This is a genomic window from Bacteroidota bacterium (assembly GCA_016706865.1).
Taxonomy (GTDB): domain Bacteria; phylum Bacteroidota; class Bacteroidia; order Chitinophagales; family BACL12; genus UBA7236.
Window position 1 is genome coordinate 1296209 of record JADJIS010000002.1, and the last position, 21856, is coordinate 1318064.

The following is a 21856-nucleotide window of genomic DNA, read 5'->3' on the forward strand; positions in this document are numbered from 1 at the left end:
TTTAAACAATGGCGGAAAAGTATTTCTTCTTTTCACATTTAAAACCTGATTTATGTCATTTAAGATTTCCTTTGTGTTAATTAACAAAAAACCCCCGCAATGCGAGGGTTTTTTGTTAATTATTTTAAGTTAATATTATTTACCAACTGTAATCTGACGAGAAGTGAACGCACCATCTTGTGAGTAAACTTTCACAATATAATTACCGGAAGCTAAAGTTGTAACATCAAAATTTACAGAACCTGTAAATGCTGATGTGTTAATTACTTTTTCTCCCAATGCATTATACATTTCAGCGAACATAGTTCCGAAATTACCTTCTACATTAACTGTTACATTTGTTGTAGCAGGTGTAGGGTAAACAGATATTGCCTGATCTAATGCGTAATTGATTACTGCAATAACACCGGATACTGTGATTACTTTACATGTATTATCATCGTCATATTTATTCGTTGCAACTAAACATACATTGTAATCGCCATCAGCTGCATAAACATGTGAAGGATTTTTCAATGTTGAATTTCCACCATCACCAAAATCCCAGCTGTATTGATCAGCATCAACTGATAAGTTAGCAAAGCTCACTAAACCAGCATCAGGAGTATAATCGAACTCAGCTGTTGGCGGGTATGGATTAAAACGTTCTTCATCGAAACAACGATATTTAATATCGTTCATACCATCAGCATCAGGAGCATTCGTATCTAACGAAGTACCTGGCTCTCTATCTTCCATCCAAATTGTGTGAACGCAATCATTAACCATTCTGTCGTAGCAATATGGTAATACACTTTCATATTGTTCGTGAGCTGTATAGGTCATATTTATTGGAGCTGACCATGAAAGTCCGCCATCATCTGAATATGTTCCGAAAATATCACGGAAAGATTGAGCTTCTGCAACAGTTGGATCATCAAAATAGTCGGTATATTCAATCGGATGTGTATACATTAAATATATTCTGCCTGATGTTTCATCAATAGCAACATTCGGCATTGATGTGAATGTAACGCCATCATACATACCAAGATCGGCACCAATTCCTAAGAATGGATCACCATCTTCATCCCAGTCAACTAAAAGACCATCCATATACATTGGTGCACCTGCAGCCATTGTAGAATTCCAATACCATAAACCGGAAAGACTTGGGAAATAACTCCAACCTTCAGCTACATCATCATCCAATAACCAGTAGTAACCTGACCAAATATGAAGAACACCATCATCACCTAACACCATTTCGTGGAAACCATCTGTAGTTTCAATTGTATCTGCAATACCATCTCCATTAACATCAGAGGTTTGATCTGCATCACCTTGGTAATTACATAAACCGGTTTCAATAATTGTTTGGCTTGTCCATGTTCCAGGATCACCGTTAGAAGTAGAAGTTAATAGAACAAGATTAGTCCAAGAAGAACCATAAAGTATATAAACAGTGCTTCCATCAACAGCTATTTGGTAGCAGTCAGCTGATAAAGCGCCGAAACATGTGCCTGCATCTAAAGGCAAAGTTGAATTCAATACAGTATATGTAGCTCCACCGTCATCAGATCTTGAAAAATTTATTGCTGTAGGTGTAGCTGTATTTGGGCTTACTAAGTAGATATCATCAGTTCCAACCGGTACATAAGCACGTGGCCAAAGACCGAGGTGTTGACCTGAAACTGGAAGGCTTGTCCAATCAGTGTTTCCAATTTCTGAATTTGCAAACAAATTGATAGAAGCTCCATCGTGAGATATTACAACTTCATGATCCATAACTGTATAAATACCACCGAAACCAGAACGAACTGGTTCAACTCTTGCTGTTGGAGCTGCACCCCAGGATGTTCCGTCATAAAAATTATAGAACATACCTCTGTCATCCCAAACGTGATCTGCAACGGTCGAGCCGGTCCAAATAACTGAAATTGTACCATCGTCATAAGCTCTTACGCGATCCATCGCAGCAGAGTTAGTTTGCAGGTCATAGCCGGTAGATCCCACAATTTCGCCTGTGCGTAAACCTGACTTTGCATAAAATGTTTCATTGTTACTAGGTACTCCGGTAGTAGCATCATCTTTTGCTACCGGGTGGTAAGGCACTGCAGTTGCAGTTTTAAATTTCTGCATCAATGCAGCCTTGTCATGGGTTTTAGTCTGAATTGCAGACTGTGCAAACAAACTTACAGATAGTAAGCCCGTTGCAAATAAAAGTATTAATTTTCTCATAGCTTAAAAATTTCGTTTTAAAACAGTTTTTGTAAAGGTATAAAGTTAATGTTAATTTATGTAAAATGGTTTAAAAATCGGTTAAAATTTAACTATTTGGAAAAAATGACATTTTTAATACATTAAGGTGGGGGAAGGGGCAGATCTTACTTTTTTGAATTTTGGTCAGGAGGCATTGGTCAGAGGTAATGGTCAGGAGGCAATGGTCGGGAGGCAATGGTCAGGAGGCAATGGTCAGGAGTCATTAGTCAGGAGGAAAAATTTCGGGATCGTGAAAAAGTGGATTCAAGATTGATGAAATGAGTAATGAGTTATGAGTAATGAGTTTGATCCACTTAGCCAAAAATGTGAGGGTCTACCTAAAACTCTAAGGTTGGCCGAAACGGGATCACGATTCACGAAATGAGTAATGAGTAATGAGTAATGAGTTTGATCCACTTAGCCAAAAATGTGATGGTCTATCTAAAACTCTACGGTTTGCCGAAACGGGATCACGATTCACGAAATGAGTTATGAGTTATGAGTAATGAGTTTGATCCACTTAGCCAAAAATGTGACGGTCTACCTAAAACTCTAAGGTTGGCCGAAACGGGATCACGATTCACGAAATGAGTAATGAGTTATGAGTAATGAGTTTGATCCACTTAGCCAAAAATGTGATGGTCTATCTAAAACTCTACGGTTGGCCGAAACGGAATCACGATTCACGATTCACGAAATGAGTAATGAGTGATGAGTAATGAGTTGATCCTCTTAGCCGAAAATATGATTGTTTATATAAAACTCTATGGTTAGTCAAAACGGATTCACGATTGACGATTCACGATTGACGATTAAAACAAACAGAAGTTGAATAAATGATTAATAGGAATTGGGCAAAAAAAAAGGAGACCAAAACTGATCTCCTTAATTTTTTTAAGCTACTAATTTTACATAGCACCACCATTTCCGTTTGCCGGAGGTGCTGCAGTTGTTTTAGCTTTTTTAGCACCGGCTTTCTTCGTTGCTTTTTTCTTTGGAGCCGGAGCTTTACTTTTTTTCGTTGCTTTTTTACCAGCTTTCTTAGCAGCTTTTTTTGCTGCAGGACGACCGCGTTTACCAGCTTTTTTTGCAGCAGCTTTTTTAGGAGCTTTTTTTGCAGCAGCTTTTTTAGCAACTTTTTTAGGAGCAGCTTTTTTAGCAGTAGCTTTTTTTGCAGTCTTCTTAACTGATTTCTTAGCTACTTTTTTTGCAGCAGCTTTTTTGCCGGCAGGACGTCCACGTTTGCCAGCTGATTTTTTTGTTGATTTTGCCATTGGAAAAATATTTGGTTATTGCAAAATTATACATAAATTTATATTATCAAAAAAAAAATAAAAAATAATTGTTGATTTTCACATGTTTTGCACATTATAGTATACAAACCATTATCTAATTTATCCTTTTAAACGGTTTTATGTGATTTAACTAGTGTTTTATACTTACCATTTATCAATTTTCAACTTCTCATTTTTCCAAAATTGACTTTTCATTGTGCATAAAGATTTTCGAATGCACATGTAAAAATTGCTTTTATAGTTGTTTTGAATACTTAAGTTGATATATGTCATTCTAAAATTTACAAATCCGGATACATCTATTTTGGTTTTTGCAAAGAATTCAAAGGGCATCAATTTTACCATTCACAAGTAATGAACAACAATATTTTTTGAATCAGAGGTTGGTATTTTCTATTTCTCTGGTATATGCGATATAGTCGGTGGATATCAAATTAGTGAAACCAATCCCTCTCAACATGGTTATGATCTGACCTCTGTGATAAGTTGAATGGTTCATGCAATGTAAAATGATCTGCCAGTGTTTTGTTTGATTATCGTTTCCATTTAATGTTTTATAAAAACATGTAGTGGTGAAATACGTTTCACTGCGTGATTGTATGAATCGTTGAAAGTCGATGGACTGTTGAATAAAATATAGATCGTAACCTGCAAATGCAGCGTCGTATTCTTTGCTGGGCCATGTGTTGAGCGATATGCCCTGCAGGCGGTTCAGCCATATCACCTGTGCATCCCATATATGATAAATAGTTTTTCGGATACTTGGGAAACTGCTTTCCATATGTTTATCGATAATATCTTCGGGCGATGATTGTATCAATTCAACTACCCGTTTGTTTGCCCAAACATTATAATCGCAGAGGGATGTTAATAGAGATTTCATATTATTACTTTTAAATCAGGAACTAATGTAAGAAAACAAAATGATAAATGTTAGTTAGCTGCAGGTAACAGTTGTGTTGGAATCAATTCGAATTTCATTTTGGAAAAAGTGTCCTGGATCACTTTATAGAATTAAAGATGGAACAACCGACTATTCGGTCGTAGTCACGATCGTACATGTGCTGATAAATAAATAACTGGTAGTCGTTCTCCGATTCAAAATGATTTCCTTCCGTGTAGATAAGTTCTCCTTTAGAAGATCCTATGCCTTTATACATATACAAATAGTTGTAGTATCCTTGTTTGAGGTATAATTGCGCAGTGTATTGTTGAAGGTCGTAATCGTAGGTCATTTTGTTTTGGTTGTTCATTTGGTTATTATTCAATTCGCCAAATACATATAATTCGCCGGAGGTTATCACATAAGGATATTTCAAAACAAAGTTCACCATTGCATAATCACCTTCGGTATTTACATCATTGGTAAGATCAGCCTGCAGAACATATTGACCATTGATATCAGTTTCATAAAAATATTTTTGATAGAGCCGGCTATCATCTACGTTTACATATACCTGGTATTTACCATCCTCTTTGGTGATTTTTCTTACCATATCTGATTGGAAATTCAAAGTTTTAGTATCAAAGTGCCGGTATTCTTTTCCCGCAGGAAAAACCATATCATCTTTATCATAGGTTAGCAGATCGTTGGTTATCATACGTGGTTTACTGTCGTAAATTGCATTGTCGTATCTGCCATTCTGAAAAAGGGTAACGCGTATTTCATCCAATGCGTGTGAAACATCGAGACTGCGGATATCAACGGTGAAATTTATTTCCTGATAGTTATTCCGGAATTCTATCAGGTTGGGTCTGTATACTTTTGCATTGATGGATGCGAGTTCCTCCCATACAAAAAAACGTTTTACTATAAGTGGAACATCTCTATTATCATCCTCCCAAACCTTTACAACATAATTTCCACTCACTTTAAAATCAATATTATCATTTGGAAAATTTACAGAATAGTGTGTATAAGCTTGCAGCGTTCCAAATGAAAAGGAATAGTTGTCTATTGTATTTTCTTCATACCCATCCAGATAATCGAAAGTGGTAAGATTGGAAGCTTCCCAGTTTTGGTCGCAATGTTGAAAGGTATAATAATAGTTTCGGACACCACCTTTCAGATCGTCAAAACTAAAAATCAGTTCATCTTCCGAGTTGAGCAGAAGAATTGGATACGCCAATTGCAGATCGCTCCTGTTCAATTGAACTGTTTTCAAATTCGTGTTATTTACTTGTTCCTCGATTATGGAACTGCTAATATTTGAAATCTCAACGGTATCAATTTGAAGAGTATCCGGTTGAATTTGGGCAAACACAACACACCTATATATATATAGTGTATAAAAAAGCAATAGCTTTTTGGAATAGGAATGGAGAGGATTTTGTTTATTGGAGTTCATATCACGCTGCAATTTACCAATTAAGATGCCAATTTAATTACTGACATTTGTAAAAAAATATAAAGAATATGGATATCTCTGTTGATTTAAAAAAGGCTGCCTTTGAAAGATTGCTTACAATAATGGATGAATTGCGGGCGGAGTGTCCCTGGGATAAAAAACAAACCATTCATACTTTGCGCAACCTTACCATTGAAGAAACCTATGAATTGGCCGATGCTATAACAGATAATAACTGGAACCATATTAAGGAGGAATTGGGTGATATCCTTCTGCATATCATTTTCTATTCAAAAATAGGAGAGGAACAAAATGAATTTTCCATTGCTGATGTTTTGAATGCACAGTGTGAAAAACTTATTCACCGGCATCCGCATATTTATGGTGACATAAAGGTGAAGGACGAAGCGGAGGTAAAAAAGAACTGGGAACAACTGAAACTTAAGGAAGGAAAAAAATCTGTTCTGGAAGGAGTGCCGCAAAGTTTACCTGCTATCATAAAAGCATATCGCATGCAGGAAAAAGCTGCACAGGTAAAATTTGAATGGGAAAATACATCACAGGTATGGGAAAAGGTGGAAGAGGAATTAAATGAATTTAAGGAAGTGGCATTTAACCCAAACCCCGATAAAACGAAAATGGAAGAAGAATTCGGTGACCTTTTATTTTCATTGGTCAACCTTTCCAGATTTATTCAAATAGATCCCGAAACAGCATTGGAAAAAACCAATAAGAAATTTATCAAACGATTTCAATACATCGAACAAAAAGCCACAGAACAAAATCGCACCCTCAATGATATGACACTGGCGGAAATGGATGCGCTTTGGAATGAAGCCAAAAATAATTGACAATTGACAATTGATAATTGACAATTATTGTCGGGATGATGATTTTGCTTCGGAGGGAATTGACAATTGACAATTGATAATTGACAATTATTATCGGGATGATGATTATGCTTCGGAGGGAATTGAGAGTTGAGGATTTCATCTGTGTATATTTCCTATGTTCTAGGTCCTATGTCCTATGTCATATGTCCTACGTCCTATGTCCTCCGTCCCCAAATACCCAAGGAATTTTGTTAACTCAGAATCAAGTGTCAAATTGATTATTTCCATATCCTCCCGAGTTATTTTATTCAGATGGTCTTTATTTAAAAATTGTTCTTTTTTATCACCGGTAAAACGCCTGGAAGCATATACTTTTTTAGTGGATTTTAATTTTAGTAACGGTAGTAGATTTAGTGATTTTCCGATTTTATTCAATTCCTCCAGTGGTTGAGTGAGCAGATCGGAATAACGAACAAAAATAATTTTTGATGATTCTTTAGCGAAGTGCATCCACCTGCTATAAAATAAATTGTATTCTTCTATATAATGATAGTCCGGATTTGGCCAGTTATTTTTTTTACTCCAGTTCCTGTAACTTACAAACCAGCTGTAAGGGTCTTTAGATACTATAATATAAAGTTCAGGAATTTTATTTGGAGGAAGTTTATTTTCAAATTCAGGAAAATTTTTAAACGATAGGTTATTGTTGAACTGCGGTTCCGGTATCATTTTTTTATTATCGTAAAGCCGAAAATGTTTATGTGTAATTTCGTTTCTGCTCTCTCCGTTTAAAAAATTACAATCGGGAAAATTGAGATTGATGAGGGTTTCCAGATAATTCGTACCACTGCGCTGTAATCCATAAAGCAGGATCTTTTTTGGTGATGAGTGTTTTTTAAAAAACCTTTGGTGCAAATTAAACATGGTGCGAAGATAAGTCACCTGAGTTTATTAAAGCCAAACGGCCCTTCGAAGGAAGAGCCGTTTGGTAAAAAAATAAGGTATGCTTAAAACCATTTGGTGATCTTAAAGAAATAAGTACTTCCAATTTTGGGTGCGCCAACAAAATATTGTTGTTCGTGATTATATAAATTGGTGATCAACAACGAAAACTGGGTGTCTTTAATGTAATCCGGTGAATAATTTAAGGTTAGGTCGAGGTCATGAATTTGTTCCACAGTTCCAACATAAGCGCCAGAATTTGCCGGATATGATTCTTGCCAACGGAAGTTTAATCCCACATTTAGGTCAAGCTTTTTAATATCGTAAAATCCACGCACTGCTAATTTATTTTTAGGTGCATTTAATCCAACATAACCCAATTGCGCACCTTCCAATGGAACAGAATCTTTATCTACCCACGAATAAGAAAATTGCATGGTAAGTGCATCACTTGCATACCAGGTAACACCAAGATCGGCACCAAAAACAGAAATATCTCCTAGATTAACATAGGTAACATATTTTGCACCATCGGGATATTGTGTTGGTGAAATTGTTCCCACGGGTAAACCCGCACCTGCTTCCAAAACAAGATTAATAAATTCATCTGCTCCTGTGCCATTTCCATTTCCACCATAAGAAGGATCATTATCTAATGTTGAAGTAACAAGTGAAGCGAGAAATTCATTTGATCCGGTGGTATCATTATAATTTTCCATAATAATAGGAGTAACATAAGCTGCAAGTTCAGCACCATCAATAAATACATTCGGTGTGATATCGGTTAGCGGACTTACATAATCCTGAATCAAATTATAATAAACATCAACGGTTGCAAAAACTTTATCATTAAATAGAGAGCCTTTCCATCCCACTTCAATAGTATTAGATGCCGAGTTCATTATTGCACTGTAATCTGTAATGTTTTTTGGATCAATTACATCGAATGAAGAAGTGGTAAGATTTAACGCAGCAACAGTATTTGCAGCTACGGTTATATCATCAGGCAACCATCCAACAAGTGCAACACCTAGTCCCGGAATTGTTGCATTAAATGCAGTTTCCAGTAAACCTCTTGTTGCATCCCAAATAACATTATTTATTTCAAGACTATTGTCCAATGAAAAATATTGATCAGATCCATAACCCAAATATTCGGCAAATGGAGAGGTGTATTGTGGCATTCCGATATCATCATAAGAATAGGTAAATCCTTCTCTGTTTCCAATTGCATATAATGGCATGGCAGGCTCATAATCGGAACCCAAAATAGTTTGGAATAATCCGGAATAACCTGTCAGATCACTTAATTGTAGTATATCGAGATTTAAATTATTGGAGCTTGGTGCAGAAAAGGAGCGGTTGTAAGTTAATCTAAAAGTATTTTTTTGATTAGCCTTATAAACAACAGCAGCCCGTGGTGCAAAGAAAGGCTGATCAACAAAATTGTGATAATCATATCTTAACGCCGCGATCAAACTAAATTTGTTATTTACTTTATAATCACCTTGTGTATATGCACCTACTTCCAAAATATTATCATCCTCTTCATTTTTTCCATTTATCGTATTCTCCGTGTCGGGAACTGTATAAATACCATCCACTCCATAAATTAGGTTTAATTTTTTATTCATCAAATCGCTTGAGTGTTGAAGTTGGGCAACATATTGTTTCGAATGGTCGATAATAAGATCACCGGTGCGAAATAAATATGTATCTCCCGCATCACTTCCATTAATAAATGCCTGAGCAAACCAATCCTTGTTTGTATATCGCAATTGTGCATAATAATATTTCCAGTTCACTGCCTGTCCAGCACCGATACCTGTTAATTCAATACCATCATTTTCTGTAAGTCCTCCGGTAAAAATGATCTCTGCTGAATTTTTAAAGCGATAATCAAAACGCAGATCAACACCTATTTTTTCAATATGGGTATCGCGCATATTTGGAATAGTGTCGCCAAATGGAATTCTACCTTCAGAAGTTTGATATCCCTGCTGAATATAATTTGGTTCAAAAGGATCATCATACAACCAATCATTTCCATTGAGATAGGTAAATGAGATCTTATATCCGAATTTATCCTTTATTTTTCCTGAATGACGAAAAGAGGCAGTATAAAACATCCTATCACCAATTGCATCATCATCAAACAAAGGGCTATAACTAAAATTGGTATCGGCTGCCAGATCATCAGAAAATAAGGGGTTTGATATTAAAATAGTATCTGAAATTTTACTTCTGAATCCCAATCCCACACTTGCTGTGGTCATGTATTTTTTTTCCTGAGAAAGTGGAGATTTTGTGATCATATGAACCACTCCATTCGAACAATTTGGTCCATAAAGTGCCGATGCAGGACCGCGTAAAATTTCAATTCGTTCGAGATCCGCATTATCGGTTGGGATAAAAGTGGCCACATTTGCCCTTAAAGAAGGCACTGCGCAATATCTGTTATCCACCATCATCAGCAAGGAACCTGAAAAAATGTTATTAAATCCTCTCACCACCACGTTGGTTTGAATAAGTCCGGTATTCACAATATCAACCCCCGGAACACCTTTAATATTGGCCATTGGAGTTATTGCTACAGTATTTTTAAGCTGCTCGGTGGTGATGAGACTTATCGAAGCGGGTGCATCCAATATTTTTTCCTGTCTTCTGGATGCGCTGATAACTACGGCATCCAGATCAAAATCTTCCGGTGACAAATTTATGGTGAGGGATGTGGAAGTGCCTATGGATACTTCCATTTCCGTGTATCCTACCGATCTGATAATAAGGTTTGCAGAGAGGGGAGGAACACTCAATGTAAACTTGCCTTCGAGGTCGGTAGAAGCCCCGATTCCATTATTTTCCTTAACCATTACAGTAGCTCCTGGAATGGAAAGTCCGGTTTCCGAATCTTTTACAACTCCTGAAATTGTGCGGTTTTGGGCTAACAGGCTGAAAGGTGTGCTTAGTAAGAGGATAGTAAGGATCGTAAAAATTTTTCTCATAGGCTCTTCGTTTAATTAGGTTGATTAAGTGATTAGGATGCTATTTTTACACAATAATTCCGGTTTAAAGGTTTGAAAATACAATTTTTTGAAATCTAAAATGCAAAAAATTATTACAACACACACAAACCAGGTAAACTTTTAACTCCGGCTTAAAAAACTGAAATTTATACAATTGTTATTTAAAATTAAAATAGCGCATAGTTGAAAAGAAAGACTCTTCATTTATTCACCACATTTATTTTATTATGCACTGCATCAATGGCTGCTTACTTATACAGTACAGGTAAACATAAATTTGAAGTGGAGGCCAGCGCGAAAACCATTGAGAAGGATTATCAACACTTTGAACAGGAGATCATTCGAACCATTTCCGACCCTGTTATTATAAGCAACCTGATTACAGATTCTTATACTTTCGATCAATTCAGTAAACTGGCAGCACAGCCTTTTGGATTGATCATTTATCAAAACGACAGTGCTGTTATCTGGACAAATAATTTTATTACTCCGGTGAAGGCACAAATGGTTTATAACGATGCTCCACTTTTTATTTCCGAATCCAATGGTGAGTATGTTATGTTGCAGCACGATTTCCCTGGCAATATTCATGTAATTGGATTTTTACCTCTTCAATTTGAATTCGGTATTAAAAATAAATACCTTAATCATGTTAAAACTCCCGGTATTCAGATCCACGATCATCTCAAATTAAAAGCCCGTTCAGAACCCGGATCATTTGCTGTGCATTCCTTAAACGGCAATGAGGTATTTTATATCATCGAAAACCCGGAGATTCAAAATATTGCCGAATACAATAAGTTCATGTATATTTCCATAATATGTGCATTTATTACGCTTCTTATTATTTGCAGTTCGGTGGCGAAATATTTCGTGAATAAATTCAACAGGGTAATTGGTACTTTATGTTTGCTTGTGGAATTAATAGGGGTTTATATTATTACGAATCTGTTGTTATTTAATAAAATATTCAGTTTTTTACCCCTCTTCGATCCGCAATATTATGGTTCTCCGGGAATTGCCGATTCTACAGGCGATCTTATGATCAAAACTGTTTTATTATTCTGTTTTGCGTTATTTTTCTCCAGATATTTTTATATAAAGGGTCCTTCCAAAGATGATGTTGCAAGAAATATATTGTTTCAAATTGTTATGGCATTGTTTATTAGCGTAGCAACATTAATTACAGGCTATATCTTCCGCAGTCTAATCATCGACTCTTCCATCTCCTTCGATATTCATAATTTTTTCTCCTTAAATTATTTCAGCTTCACTGGGTTTTTATGTATATCTATTTTATTACTGAGTTATTTTTTTATTATTATCCGATGCATTGAAATAGTGGTAAAAAATGCTGCTAATAAATACTTTTTTAGTGTGCTTGTTTTGATTACAGGATTGGTAATGTTACTGATACAATTTTATCGCGGAAATACGATACAATTTGATATGATCATGTTTGTAACAGGTTTCGTGATGTTAAGATCATTTTTGATAAGTAAAAAAATAAGCACACGCTCATTGGGCGGTATGATGTTGTGGCTGATCTACTTTTCAGCATTCAGTGCCTATGTTTTTAATACCTCTATTTATAAAAAAGAGGAAGAGACCAAAAGATTATATGCAATAAAAAAATCAATTGAAAAAGATCCTATCACCGAATATTTATTCAGTGAGGTGGAAACGAATATCGTGCGACAGCTTGCTATGCAAGGTCAGTTAAGAGAAAATGGGGATAAAATTCGCCCCGGATTAATTAATCAGATTCGACAAGACCTTCAGACAAATTATTTTAAAAAGTATGAAACAAATATTTCTATTTACAGGAACGATAGTTTGCTGATCGCTACCGCAGGTGAAAATAACCCCTTGCGTTTCCAATATATTGATGCGATTGAAAATAACGGAGAGTTTACTTCGGCAAATAATCTGTATTTTATAAATGATTATACGGGTAACTATTATTATCTGGCGGAATTACCTGTTTTTACTGATTCGGCGGGTGAATATGTGGCATATTTAAAAATGTTGCCGAAAAAATTTAGTGGAGAAAGTATTTATCCCGAATTGCTTATCGATGATGACCTGAGAACTGCGCAAAGTTTTGTGAATTTCGATTATGCAATATACAACGATCATACCCTTTCAGAAAGGGAAGGAGAATATCCTTATCCATTAATGGATATCTTTTATGTGAATAAAGAGGAGGAAGCATCCGATATTATTCAAAATGATTTTGATCATTATGTATACAAGGTAAATGAAACCAAAAAAGTAGTGGTATCGTCACCGGAACCAAGTTGGTTTGAACCCATTTCTATTTTTTCTTATTTGTTTTTTTTCAACCTGATATTTCTGGTGGTTATTTTATTATTGGAGTTGATAACACGAATAATTCAAGGAAATATTATTTTGAAAGAATGGATTAATACCTCACTACAAAACAAGATACAAACCTCAGTGATAAGTCTCATTATTTTTGCATTTATTTTAATGGGAGTGGCAACAGTGTATTATATTTCCAATCAATATAATTTCTCCCATCAGCAGCGACTGCTCAGTAAGATTGAAGCAGTGCAAACAAATATTGATTTTTTGATCAATGAGAATAAACGAAAGGAAACAAGAGGTATCACCAGTGTTCAAATGAAGAAGATCGGTAACAGAGTTTCGGAATTGTCGGAAATTCACGATATGGATATTAATATCTACCGACCCGATGGAAACCTCACTGCTTCCTCACAGCCAGATATATTTGACAAGGGACTCGTATCCAAGAAAATGAATGCACTTGCTTTTTTTAAAATGAGTTGCGATAAAGAAACTTGGTTCATACAAACAGAAAATATTGGAGACCTTGCTTTTTTATCAGCGTATGTTCCGGTTTTGGACGAGGACGGTGAGACAATGTTTTATCTGAACCTGCCCTATTTTGCCACTGAATTAAATCTCCGTACAGAGATTTCATCCTTCATGGTAACGCTTGTGAATGTATATGTTTTATTATTGATAGTTGCCGGTATAATTGCATTTGTTGTTTCAAAATCTATCACCCGACCATTAGCAAATATTGCTGGTAAATTTAAAGGGATCAAATTAGGAACCTTAAACGAACCTATTCACTGGACCCACGATGATGAAATTGGTTTATTGGTTGGAGAATATAATAAAATGTTACAGGAACTCGAAAACAGTGCAAACTTGCTTGCGAAATCAGAGCGAGAAAGTGCATGGCGTGATATGGCTAAACAGGTTGCACATGAAATTAAAAATCCGCTCACTCCAATGCGACTTAGTATTCAACATTTACAACGGGCCATACAATCGAATGCTCCAAATGTTAAAGAACTTACACGCAAGGTGACAGAAACAATTTTGGAACAAATTGATAATCTTTCGAATATTGCTTCTGAATTTTCAAACTTTGCTGTAATGCCTAAAGCAGTGAATGAAGTTTTATGTTTAAATGATGTTCTTGAAAATGCAACTGCTTTATTTATTGAGAACGACGAGGCTGAAATTAAACTGGAACTACCTGCAGAAAAAATTGAAATATTTGCTGATAAGAACCAGTTATTAAGGGTTTTTAATAATGTGATCAAAAATGCAATTCAGTCTATACCTGATGACAGAGTGGGTTTAATAGAAATTGATCTTAAGATGTTGGATTCCCGGGCTTTGATTCGCATTAAGGATAATGGCACGGGAATTTCGGAAGAGGAAAAGGATAAAGTTTTTGTTCCGAACTTTACCACAAAAAGTTCAGGAATGGGAATAGGTTTGGCCATGTGTAAAAATATAGTGGAAGGTGCAGGTGGATATATATGGTTTGAATCAACGTTAGATATTGGTACAACATTTTTTATTGAATTTCCAACGGATAATAAAAAGGGATGAAAAGAATAAATTCAGAAAAATTATTTGAAGAGGCAAAGGAATATTTTCCTGGTGGAGTGAGTTCACCGGTTCGGGCGTTTAAAACTGTTTTCGGGGCTCCTCTTTTTGTTAAAAAAGGTAAAGGAAGCAGAATCTGGGATGAGGATGACAATGAGTTCATCGATTTTTGTTGTTCTTGGGGACCGTTAATTCTTGGACACGCTGATGACCGCGTTTTGAAATCGGTGAGTAGTGCGCTGATAAATGGAACATCATTCGGTACACCCACAAAGTTTGAAAATATTCTCGGAAAATTAATTCTTGATAATCATAAATATGTTGAAAAATTGCGATTTGTATCTTCGGGTACAGAGGCAGTGATGAGCGCAATTCGACTTGCAAGAGGATATACAGGTAAAAATAAGATCATAAAATTTGAGGGTTGTTATCATGGCCACAGTGATTCATTATTAGTAAAGGCAGGATCAGGATTAATTACCCTTGGAGAAACTTCCTCAGCCGGTGTTCCTGCCGCTTTGGCAAACGAAACTATAGTTGTGGAATTAGATAATGAAGAAGCAGTTAAAGAAGCAATACAAAAATACTCAGGAGAAATTGCTTGTATCATTATAGAACCGGTTCCTGCAAATAATGGGTTGTTATTGCAACGAAAAGAATATCTGCAATTTCTGCGTGACATCTGTACTCAAAATAATATATTACTCATTTTTGATGAGGTGATCTCAGGTTTTAGAATTGGATTTGAAGGAGCATCGGGATTTTATGATGTTAGTCCTGATATTATCACTTTCGGTAAAATTATTGGCGGCGGATTACCTGTCGGTGCCTATGGAGCAAGTAAAGAGATCATGAAAATGATATCTCCGGATGGACCAGTTTATCAGGCAGGTACCTTATCAGGAAACCCCCTTTCAATTTCTGCAGGAATTGCACAACTAAAAGCTTGTCTTGAACCCGAATTTTATAGTGAACTTGCGAATAAAACTAAAAATCTCGCAGACAAAATAAATAAATTCACATTTGAAAATAAGATCCCTGTTAATATTTTATATATAGGCTCCATTTTTTGGATTTCATTTTCAGAAAATTGTGCGATCAGAAGTGCATCGCAAATAGATGCAGATATGGTAAATAAATTTAAATATTTGCATATTGAACTGCTGCAACGAGGCATCTATATTGGCCCCTCAGGTTATGAGGTATGTTTTATTTCGCAAGCACATTCTGAGGAAGATATTTTATATGCCTCTGAAATAATATGTGATGTGTTAACCTTGATCTTTGATAAAAATTATACTTTGAATAATGGTTAATATCCCAAAATCAAGATATTTTTTATTTTTTCACGTGGTGTTTGTTTACATCATTGCTTCCTTTATTTGGTGGTCTTATTTATTGCATAAAAATAACTACCAGAATTACAACGAAATTATAAAAAGAGAGGAGACCATTTATTTACAAAGTGGGAGAAATATTACAGATTTTTATTCAACTGCAATTTATATCCGTTTGCATAAAGATTTCAAACGAACCGAGTTAATGTTATATGGAGAAGGAGTGGTATTTATCGGACTTATTACATTAGGTTTTTGGCGTATGCGAAAAACATTTAGAGAAGAAGTTGCTCTCACCCGTCAGCAAAATAATTTTTTATTGTCCATTACACATGAATTGAAATCTCCACTTGCTTCTCTTAAACTATCGATGCAAACCATCCAAAAAAGACAATTAGATGCCGAACAGGTAAAAACCATGGCGGATATGTCGCTCGACGATATTGAAAGATTGGAATCTCTGGTGGAAAATATATTGCTTGCGTCGAAAATTGAAAGTGCAAATTTCCGATTAAATAAAGAGTTGATCGACCTTTCCTCTATTACAAAAAATATTTTTGATCGTATCCGGATAAAATTTAAGGGTCAAAGAAACTTTAGAAGCCAGATAGAGGATAATGTGTATTTTTATGGTGACAGATTTTCTTTTTCCTCAGTTATATATAACCTTATTGAAAATGCCATTAAATATTCGGGTAAAGGAGCAGAAATATCTGTTGAATTAAGGGGGGATGATAAAAATATTTATTTAAGAATTACAGACACAGGCATTGGAATTCCTGAAATGGAGAAGGGCAAAATTTTCGGAAGATTTTACCGCATTGGAACGGAAGAAACCAGAAAAACCAAAGGAACCGGATTAGGTCTTTTTATTGTGAATCAGGTGGTAATGATGCATTCGGGCAAGATAGAAGTGAAAAATAATGATCCTGTCGGGAGTATCTTTGAGATTACGATCCCTGTTGGAACAGCTGCCTAAAAACGACAAAATGATGACACTAAAATAAAACCAAATTGAATGTGCAGCGTATAATCAGACCAACTGCACAAAAAAACCGCGACTATGAACTACAGAATTTTAATTGTTGAGGATGAAGACCACATCCGTGAAAATCTTAAATTAAACTTAGAATTGGAAGGTTATGAAGTGATTGCCGTACCTGATGGAGCAAAAGCTTTGAAGGCATTCCGCGAGCAACGTTTTGATCTTGTTATTCTTGATGTTATGTTACCCGAAATGGACGGATTTGATGTTTGTGAACAGATGCGTTTGGAAGACAGAGAAACACCCATTTTGTTTTTAACAGCCAAAGATGCAAGCGTTGATAAAATTAAAGGATTAAAAACAGGTGGTGATGACTATATGACCAAACCTTTTAATCTGGAAGAATTATTATTAAGAATTATAAATTTATTAAAACGCAGTTCAAAAAATCCTGCGGAAGATAAATTCCACGAATATAGTTTTGGTGGAAATACTATTAATTTTGTTACCTATGATGCTATAGGAAGAAATGGTGTGGTAAAACTCACCAACAAAGAATTAAAATTATTAAAACTTCTTATCGATAGAAAGAACGAAGTTGTTTCACGAACACTCATATTACAAACTGTCTGGGGATATGATGTTTACCCTTCAACCAGAACCATCGATAATTTTATTCTCGCTTTCAGAAAGTATTTTGAAGCAGATCCTAAAAACCCTGTATTTTTTCACGCAATAAGAGGAGTGGGATATAAATTTTCGGATAAGTGATCTTCCCTTTTTGTTGAATAATTAATTCCACAAAACTAATCTATAAGCTATTGGATTGGAATTATGCTGCAGTGAATTATATTTGTGTAAAATTAGGAATCACAATACTACTTCATGCATACACCGTTACGCACATTTACTTTTACCCTGGTTTTATCATTCATAGGTTTTCGGATGAATTCTCAGGTAGTAATTAACGAGGGAACAAACAAAAATGGAACTCTTATTTACGATGAGGATGGGGATAACCCCTCCTGGATCGAACTATATAACTATGGTGCTGCCGCTGTCTCCTTATATAATTACGGTGTTTCAGATGATAGCTCCAACCTGTTTAAATGGCAGATGCCCAATATATTTTTGGAGTCAGGGCAATTTCTTATCCTATTCACTTCCGGTAAAGACCGCAAACCCGATAATACCATTCATCACTGGGAGCAACCGGTAAATGATGCGGCAATTTGGAAATATCTCGTGCCTGATGATGATACTCCCTCAGATTGGATCATGCCAGGTTTCGATGATTCGGCCTGGGGTAATAGTTTGGTAAGTGTTGGATACGGAGATGATGATGATAATACTATTTTACCCGATGGAACTTTGAGTATTTATTTAAGGCACGAATTTATTATAACGGATACATCCGATATTGCAAATGCAATGTTGAGTATTGATTATGATGATGGATTTATTGCTTATTTAAACGGTAACGTTATTGCATTAAATGGATTCGCAGAAGGTTCGCCTGAATATGATGAATTATCCGGTATTGATCATGAAGCTGCAATGTATTTTGGCGGCGCACCTGAAAATTTTATTTTCGATGAAACTTTATTTAAATCGTGGTTGGTTGAAGGAACAAATGTTTTTGCTGTGGAAGTGCACAATGTTACAGAAGGTTCGAGTGATCTAACAGCAAGGCCGTTTTTATCTATTGGAATTAAAACAGAAGAAATAATCTGGACTGATATACTTCCTGCATGGTTTCCAATTTTTGCAGTCTCGCAAAATTTGCATACTAATTTTAAAATAAATCCGGAAGGAGAATCTGTTTACCTTACAAATGCATTTGGAATAACCGAAGATACCCTTTTTATTTCTGTTGAAGAAGCCGATCATACAGTTGGATGTATTTCTGATGCTTCTCCAATTACTGCAATATTTACAACACCTACACCCGGATATAGTAATAGTGGTATGTATTATACAGGTTATGCAGAAGGTATTGCAAGTTTTAATTTAGATGCCGGATTTTATTCCGGAGAACAAATAATTGAAATAATTACTCCACCGGGTGGCGAATTACATTACACCTTAAACGGAGAACTTCCAACTTTAGCTGATCCAATTTACACTGATCCAATCTCCGTTGTAAATACCACTGTAATCAAAGCAAGAAATTTTGATCCATCCGGAATATTATTACCTGGTAAAACTGCAACTAATACTTTTTTTATTGATGAAAGTATTTCCGTTCCTGTAGTTTCTATCACAACCAATAATAATAATTTGTATGGTGATCAGGGAATTTTTGACAACTGGTGGACAGATTGGAAAAAGGCAAGTTATATTGAATATTTCGACTCATTGCAATACAATGCATTCGAACAAAATATTGCAATAAAAGTGGATGGAGGAGCGGGAGGAAGCCGATCGTTACCTCAACACAGCATGCGTATCGAATTGGATAATGCAGCTTATGGTGATGGTACATTAAATTATCCGCTCGTAAAAAGAAGATGGGCCGTTGATGAATACGAAACTTTTTATTTGCGAAACGGAAGTAATATGAGTAATGTGCTTCCGTATAAAGATGCATTTATGGTTCGCACCACAGAAGGTACTTATAACGAACACATGGCATACGAACCCATAGTTGTTTTTCTAAATGGCGAGTATTTTGGTTATTATGAACTGCGCACAAAACTGGATGAAGGTCATTTTGATCACGCTCTGGGAATTGAAAAAGACAGTCTCGATCTTCTCACTTTAAGTTACTGGTACGGTTTAATACTTCGTACCCTGAGTGGTTCTGATACCGACTTTATACAAATGCGTGATTATCTGGGAAATTATCCAACACCTGAAGATCCCGATTTTTATTTAATTGCTGATTCCATTCTCGATCTAAAAAATTTTACTGATTATATCGCTGCAGAAACTTGGATGGCTAATTACGATTGGCCCTATAATAATATTAAAGCCTGGCGCGACAGAGGTGGAGAAAATAAATGGAAGTATGCATTAATTGATGTGGAACTTGGTCTCGGGATCGGGTCATGGTCAGATGCAACTGCAGACCTTATCAGCGGATTATTCGGCAGCCAAATTTATATTGAACCACTTGCTAAATTATTACAGAATCCAATTTACCACGATTATTTTGTTAATAGATATGCCGATCTTATGAACTCCACTTTTTTACCGGAGAGAACGCTTAGCATGGAAGATAGTATGTATTTGGAACTAATGCCTGAATTACCCCGTCAATTGCTGCTTTGGGGTTATGGGCCACTGGGCGAACAATTGTCCACTTTTACTGATTATCGGAGTGCATTGCGAAACGATTTTGAAGTTCGTTCCGGATATGTTCGCAATCAAATAAATTCCGCTTTTTCTCTAAATGGAAAAGTAGATATCACTTTAGAATGTTCCCCACCGAGTGCGGGCAGAATAAAAATAAGTACACTTACAATTTTTGATATGCCCTGGAGTGGAATTTATTTTGATGGTGTTCCCGTTCAAATTACAGCCGAACCAAATACCGGGTATACATTTTCACATTGGGGAAATAGTCCTTTTATCACAGACACATTATTATCTACCTTTTTATCAAATATCTCAAGCGATGAAATATTTACAGCATATTTTGACGGAGCTCCTGCACCGGAAGAAATAGTTGTAAGTGAAATTAATTATAATGCGGAAGAAACAGTTAATGCAGGCAATTGGATAGAACTTTGGAACCACGGAATTGCAGATGTAAATATTTCCGGTTGGAAAATAAAGGATGCAGATCCGTTACATATTTATGTAATTCCGGAAGGCACCATTTTAAGTGCTGATGAACGCATTGTGGTTGCTGTTGACACAATACTTTTTCAAGACCAGCATCCTGAAATTATTAATTGGATAGGACCTCTGGGTTTCGGTTTGGATAATTCCTCAGAAACAATTCAGTTATTTGATATTCAAAATAATATTAAATTGAATTTTTCATTCCTCGATGATGCTCCGTGGCCGGGTGGTGCTGATGGTCAGGGAAGAACCATGGAGTTATCAAGTCCCCTTATAGACCTCAACAACCCTGATAATTGGTTTGATGGTTGCATTGGCGGTTCTCCGGGATTACCCTATTCTCCTTGTGATGAAGCAATTATTTTTAGTGAAATAAATTATAATTCAGGTGGCGATTTTGATAGTGACGATTGGGTGGAATTACGAAACATCAGTGATGCGTCTGTGGACATTAGCGGTTGGAAATTTATGGATGATTCCGTAGGTGTTACGCATGAATTTTTAATTCCGGATGGAAATATATTAAACCCTTCACAAAATTTGGTGTTAGCACAAACTGAAACTAAATTTATAGCAGCCCAGCCATTTGTAACTAATTACAACGCAAGTTTCAATTTTAATTTAGGTAATAATGGTGAATGGATAAGAATGTACGATGAAAATGGAATTCTATCATTATCCGTAAATTATCAGGACCTCGCACCCTGGCCACTGGCCGCTGATGGAGGGGATTATACTTTAGAATTGGTAGACTCCATGGGATTAATGAACAGTGGTTATAACTGGACAACAATTTGTCCGGGAGGTTCTCCGGGTTTTTATGCTCTTGAACCATGTTTGGATACAACAAATAATGTTGTTGATGAAAATTTATTGGCAATTTCCCTTTACCCAAATCCGGCGGAAAATTTTATCAATGTGTATTTAAGTGTTCCTGCAACTCAATGGGTAAACATTGCACTTACCGATATTAATGGATCCCAAACACGAAATTTATTTGACGGCGAACTTTCCGTAGGCATTAATAATATATTTGTCGACCTTGCAGAATATCCATCGGGTATTTACTTCCTGAAAATTCGAAATTCGGAAGTATTTGCTGTGCAAAAATTTATAAAGGAATAAGTTAAACCGGTAAACCACAGTTTTTTTTATACTAAAATGAAGTA

12 protein-coding genes are annotated in these 21856 nt (G+C 35.8%); 6 read left to right on the top strand and 6 right to left on the bottom strand.

Annotation, left to right across the window (positions count from 1 at the left end):
- Nucleotides 1-135: 135 nt before the first annotated feature.
- The 4 genes from IPI31_08530 to IPI31_08545 all read right to left on the bottom strand — a co-directional run bounded on the left by IPI31_08530 (nt 136) and on the right by IPI31_08545 (nt 5884).
- The gene (locus IPI31_08530; protein MBK7567860.1) at nt 136-2220 is read right to left on the bottom strand and encodes a T9SS type A sorting domain-containing protein; all 2085 of its coding nucleotides are present in this window, start codon (nt 2218-2220) and stop codon (nt 136-138) included.
- A 929-nt stretch (nt 2221-3149) separates the two neighbouring features.
- Nucleotides 3150-3515: a hypothetical protein gene (locus IPI31_08535; GenBank protein ID MBK7567861.1), complete on the bottom strand. Its 366-nt coding sequence runs from the start codon at nt 3513-3515 to the stop codon at nt 3150-3152.
- 397 nt (nt 3516-3912) lie between these two features.
- A complete protein-coding gene (locus IPI31_08540; GenBank protein ID MBK7567862.1) occupies nt 3913-4419 on the bottom strand; it encodes a hypothetical protein in 507 nt (168 codons plus the stop codon).
- Between the two features lie 118 nt (nt 4420-4537).
- Entirely contained in the window at nt 4538-5884 is a 1347-nt protein-coding gene (locus IPI31_08545; protein MBK7567863.1) for a DUF5103 domain-containing protein, read from the bottom strand.
- A gap of 68 nt (nt 5885-5952) precedes the next feature.
- On the opposite strand from IPI31_08545, the gene mazG reads away from it, so the two are divergent.
- Nucleotides 5953-6735, top strand: a complete 783-nt coding sequence (gene mazG, locus IPI31_08550; GenBank protein ID MBK7567864.1) for a nucleoside triphosphate pyrophosphohydrolase — start codon at nt 5953-5955, stop codon at nt 6733-6735.
- A 162-nt stretch (nt 6736-6897) separates the two neighbouring features.
- Here mazG and IPI31_08555 read toward each other — a convergent pair whose 3' ends face one another.
- Nucleotides 6898-7641, bottom strand: coding sequence for a sulfotransferase domain-containing protein (locus IPI31_08555; protein ID MBK7567865.1), 744 nt, complete (start codon nt 7639-7641; stop codon nt 6898-6900).
- An 83-nt stretch (nt 7642-7724) separates the two neighbouring features.
- The gene (locus tag IPI31_08560; protein MBK7567866.1) at nt 7725-10661 is read right to left on the bottom strand and encodes a TonB-dependent receptor; all 2937 of its coding nucleotides are present in this window, start codon (nt 10659-10661) and stop codon (nt 7725-7727) included.
- A 204-nt stretch (nt 10662-10865) separates the two neighbouring features.
- Between IPI31_08560 and IPI31_08565 the strand changes: the two genes are divergently transcribed.
- The 5 genes from IPI31_08565 to IPI31_08585 all read left to right on the top strand — a co-directional run bounded on the left by IPI31_08565 (nt 10866) and on the right by IPI31_08585 (nt 21812).
- Entirely contained in the window at nt 10866-14579 is a 3714-nt protein-coding gene (locus IPI31_08565) for a hypothetical protein (GenBank protein MBK7567867.1), read from the top strand.
- Nucleotides 14576-15892: a glutamate-1-semialdehyde 2,1-aminomutase gene (gene hemL, locus IPI31_08570; protein MBK7567868.1), complete on the top strand. Its 1317-nt coding sequence runs from the start codon at nt 14576-14578 to the stop codon at nt 15890-15892. Before IPI31_08565 ends, hemL begins: the two co-directional genes overlap by 4 nt.
- Nucleotides 15885-16892: a HAMP domain-containing histidine kinase gene (locus IPI31_08575; protein MBK7567869.1), complete on the top strand. Its 1008-nt coding sequence runs from the start codon at nt 15885-15887 to the stop codon at nt 16890-16892. The genes hemL and IPI31_08575 overlap by 8 nt, the downstream gene beginning before the upstream one ends.
- Nucleotides 16893-16976: 84 nt before the next feature.
- Nucleotides 16977-17669 (top strand): response regulator transcription factor, encoded by a 693-nt coding sequence (locus IPI31_08580; GenBank protein ID MBK7567870.1) that lies wholly within the window; start codon nt 16977-16979, stop codon nt 17667-17669.
- A 114-nt stretch (nt 17670-17783) separates the two neighbouring features.
- Entirely contained in the window at nt 17784-21812 is a 4029-nt protein-coding gene (locus IPI31_08585) for a lamin tail domain-containing protein (protein ID MBK7567871.1), read from the top strand.
- Nucleotides 21813-21856: the final 44 nt, after the last annotated feature.

Coding starts and splice junctions, on each gene's coding strand:
- IPI31_08585 (MBK7567871.1), top strand. CDS start 17,784: ATGCATACACCGTTACGCACATTTACTTTTACCCTGGTTTTATCATTC.
- IPI31_08540 (MBK7567862.1), bottom strand. CDS start 4,419: ATGAAATCTCTATTAACATCCCTCTGCGATTATAATGTTTGGGCAAAC.
- IPI31_08555 (MBK7567865.1), bottom strand. CDS start 7,641: ATGTTTAATTTGCACCAAAGGTTTTTTAAAAAACACTCATCACCAAAA.
- IPI31_08545 (MBK7567863.1), bottom strand. CDS start 5,884: ATGAACTCCAATAAACAAAATCCTCTCCATTCCTATTCCAAAAAGCTA.
- IPI31_08580 (MBK7567870.1), top strand. CDS start 16,977: ATGAACTACAGAATTTTAATTGTTGAGGATGAAGACCACATCCGTGAA.
- IPI31_08535 (MBK7567861.1), bottom strand. CDS start 3,515: ATGGCAAAATCAACAAAAAAATCAGCTGGCAAACGTGGACGTCCTGCC.
- mazG (MBK7567864.1), top strand. CDS start 5,953: ATGGATATCTCTGTTGATTTAAAAAAGGCTGCCTTTGAAAGATTGCTT.
- IPI31_08575 (MBK7567869.1), top strand. CDS start 15,885: ATGGTTAATATCCCAAAATCAAGATATTTTTTATTTTTTCACGTGGTG.
- hemL (MBK7567868.1), top strand. CDS start 14,576: ATGAAAAGAATAAATTCAGAAAAATTATTTGAAGAGGCAAAGGAATAT.
- IPI31_08530 (MBK7567860.1), bottom strand. CDS start 2,220: ATGAGAAAATTAATACTTTTATTTGCAACGGGCTTACTATCTGTAAGT.
- IPI31_08560 (MBK7567866.1), bottom strand. CDS start 10,661: ATGAGAAAAATTTTTACGATCCTTACTATCCTCTTACTAAGCACACCT.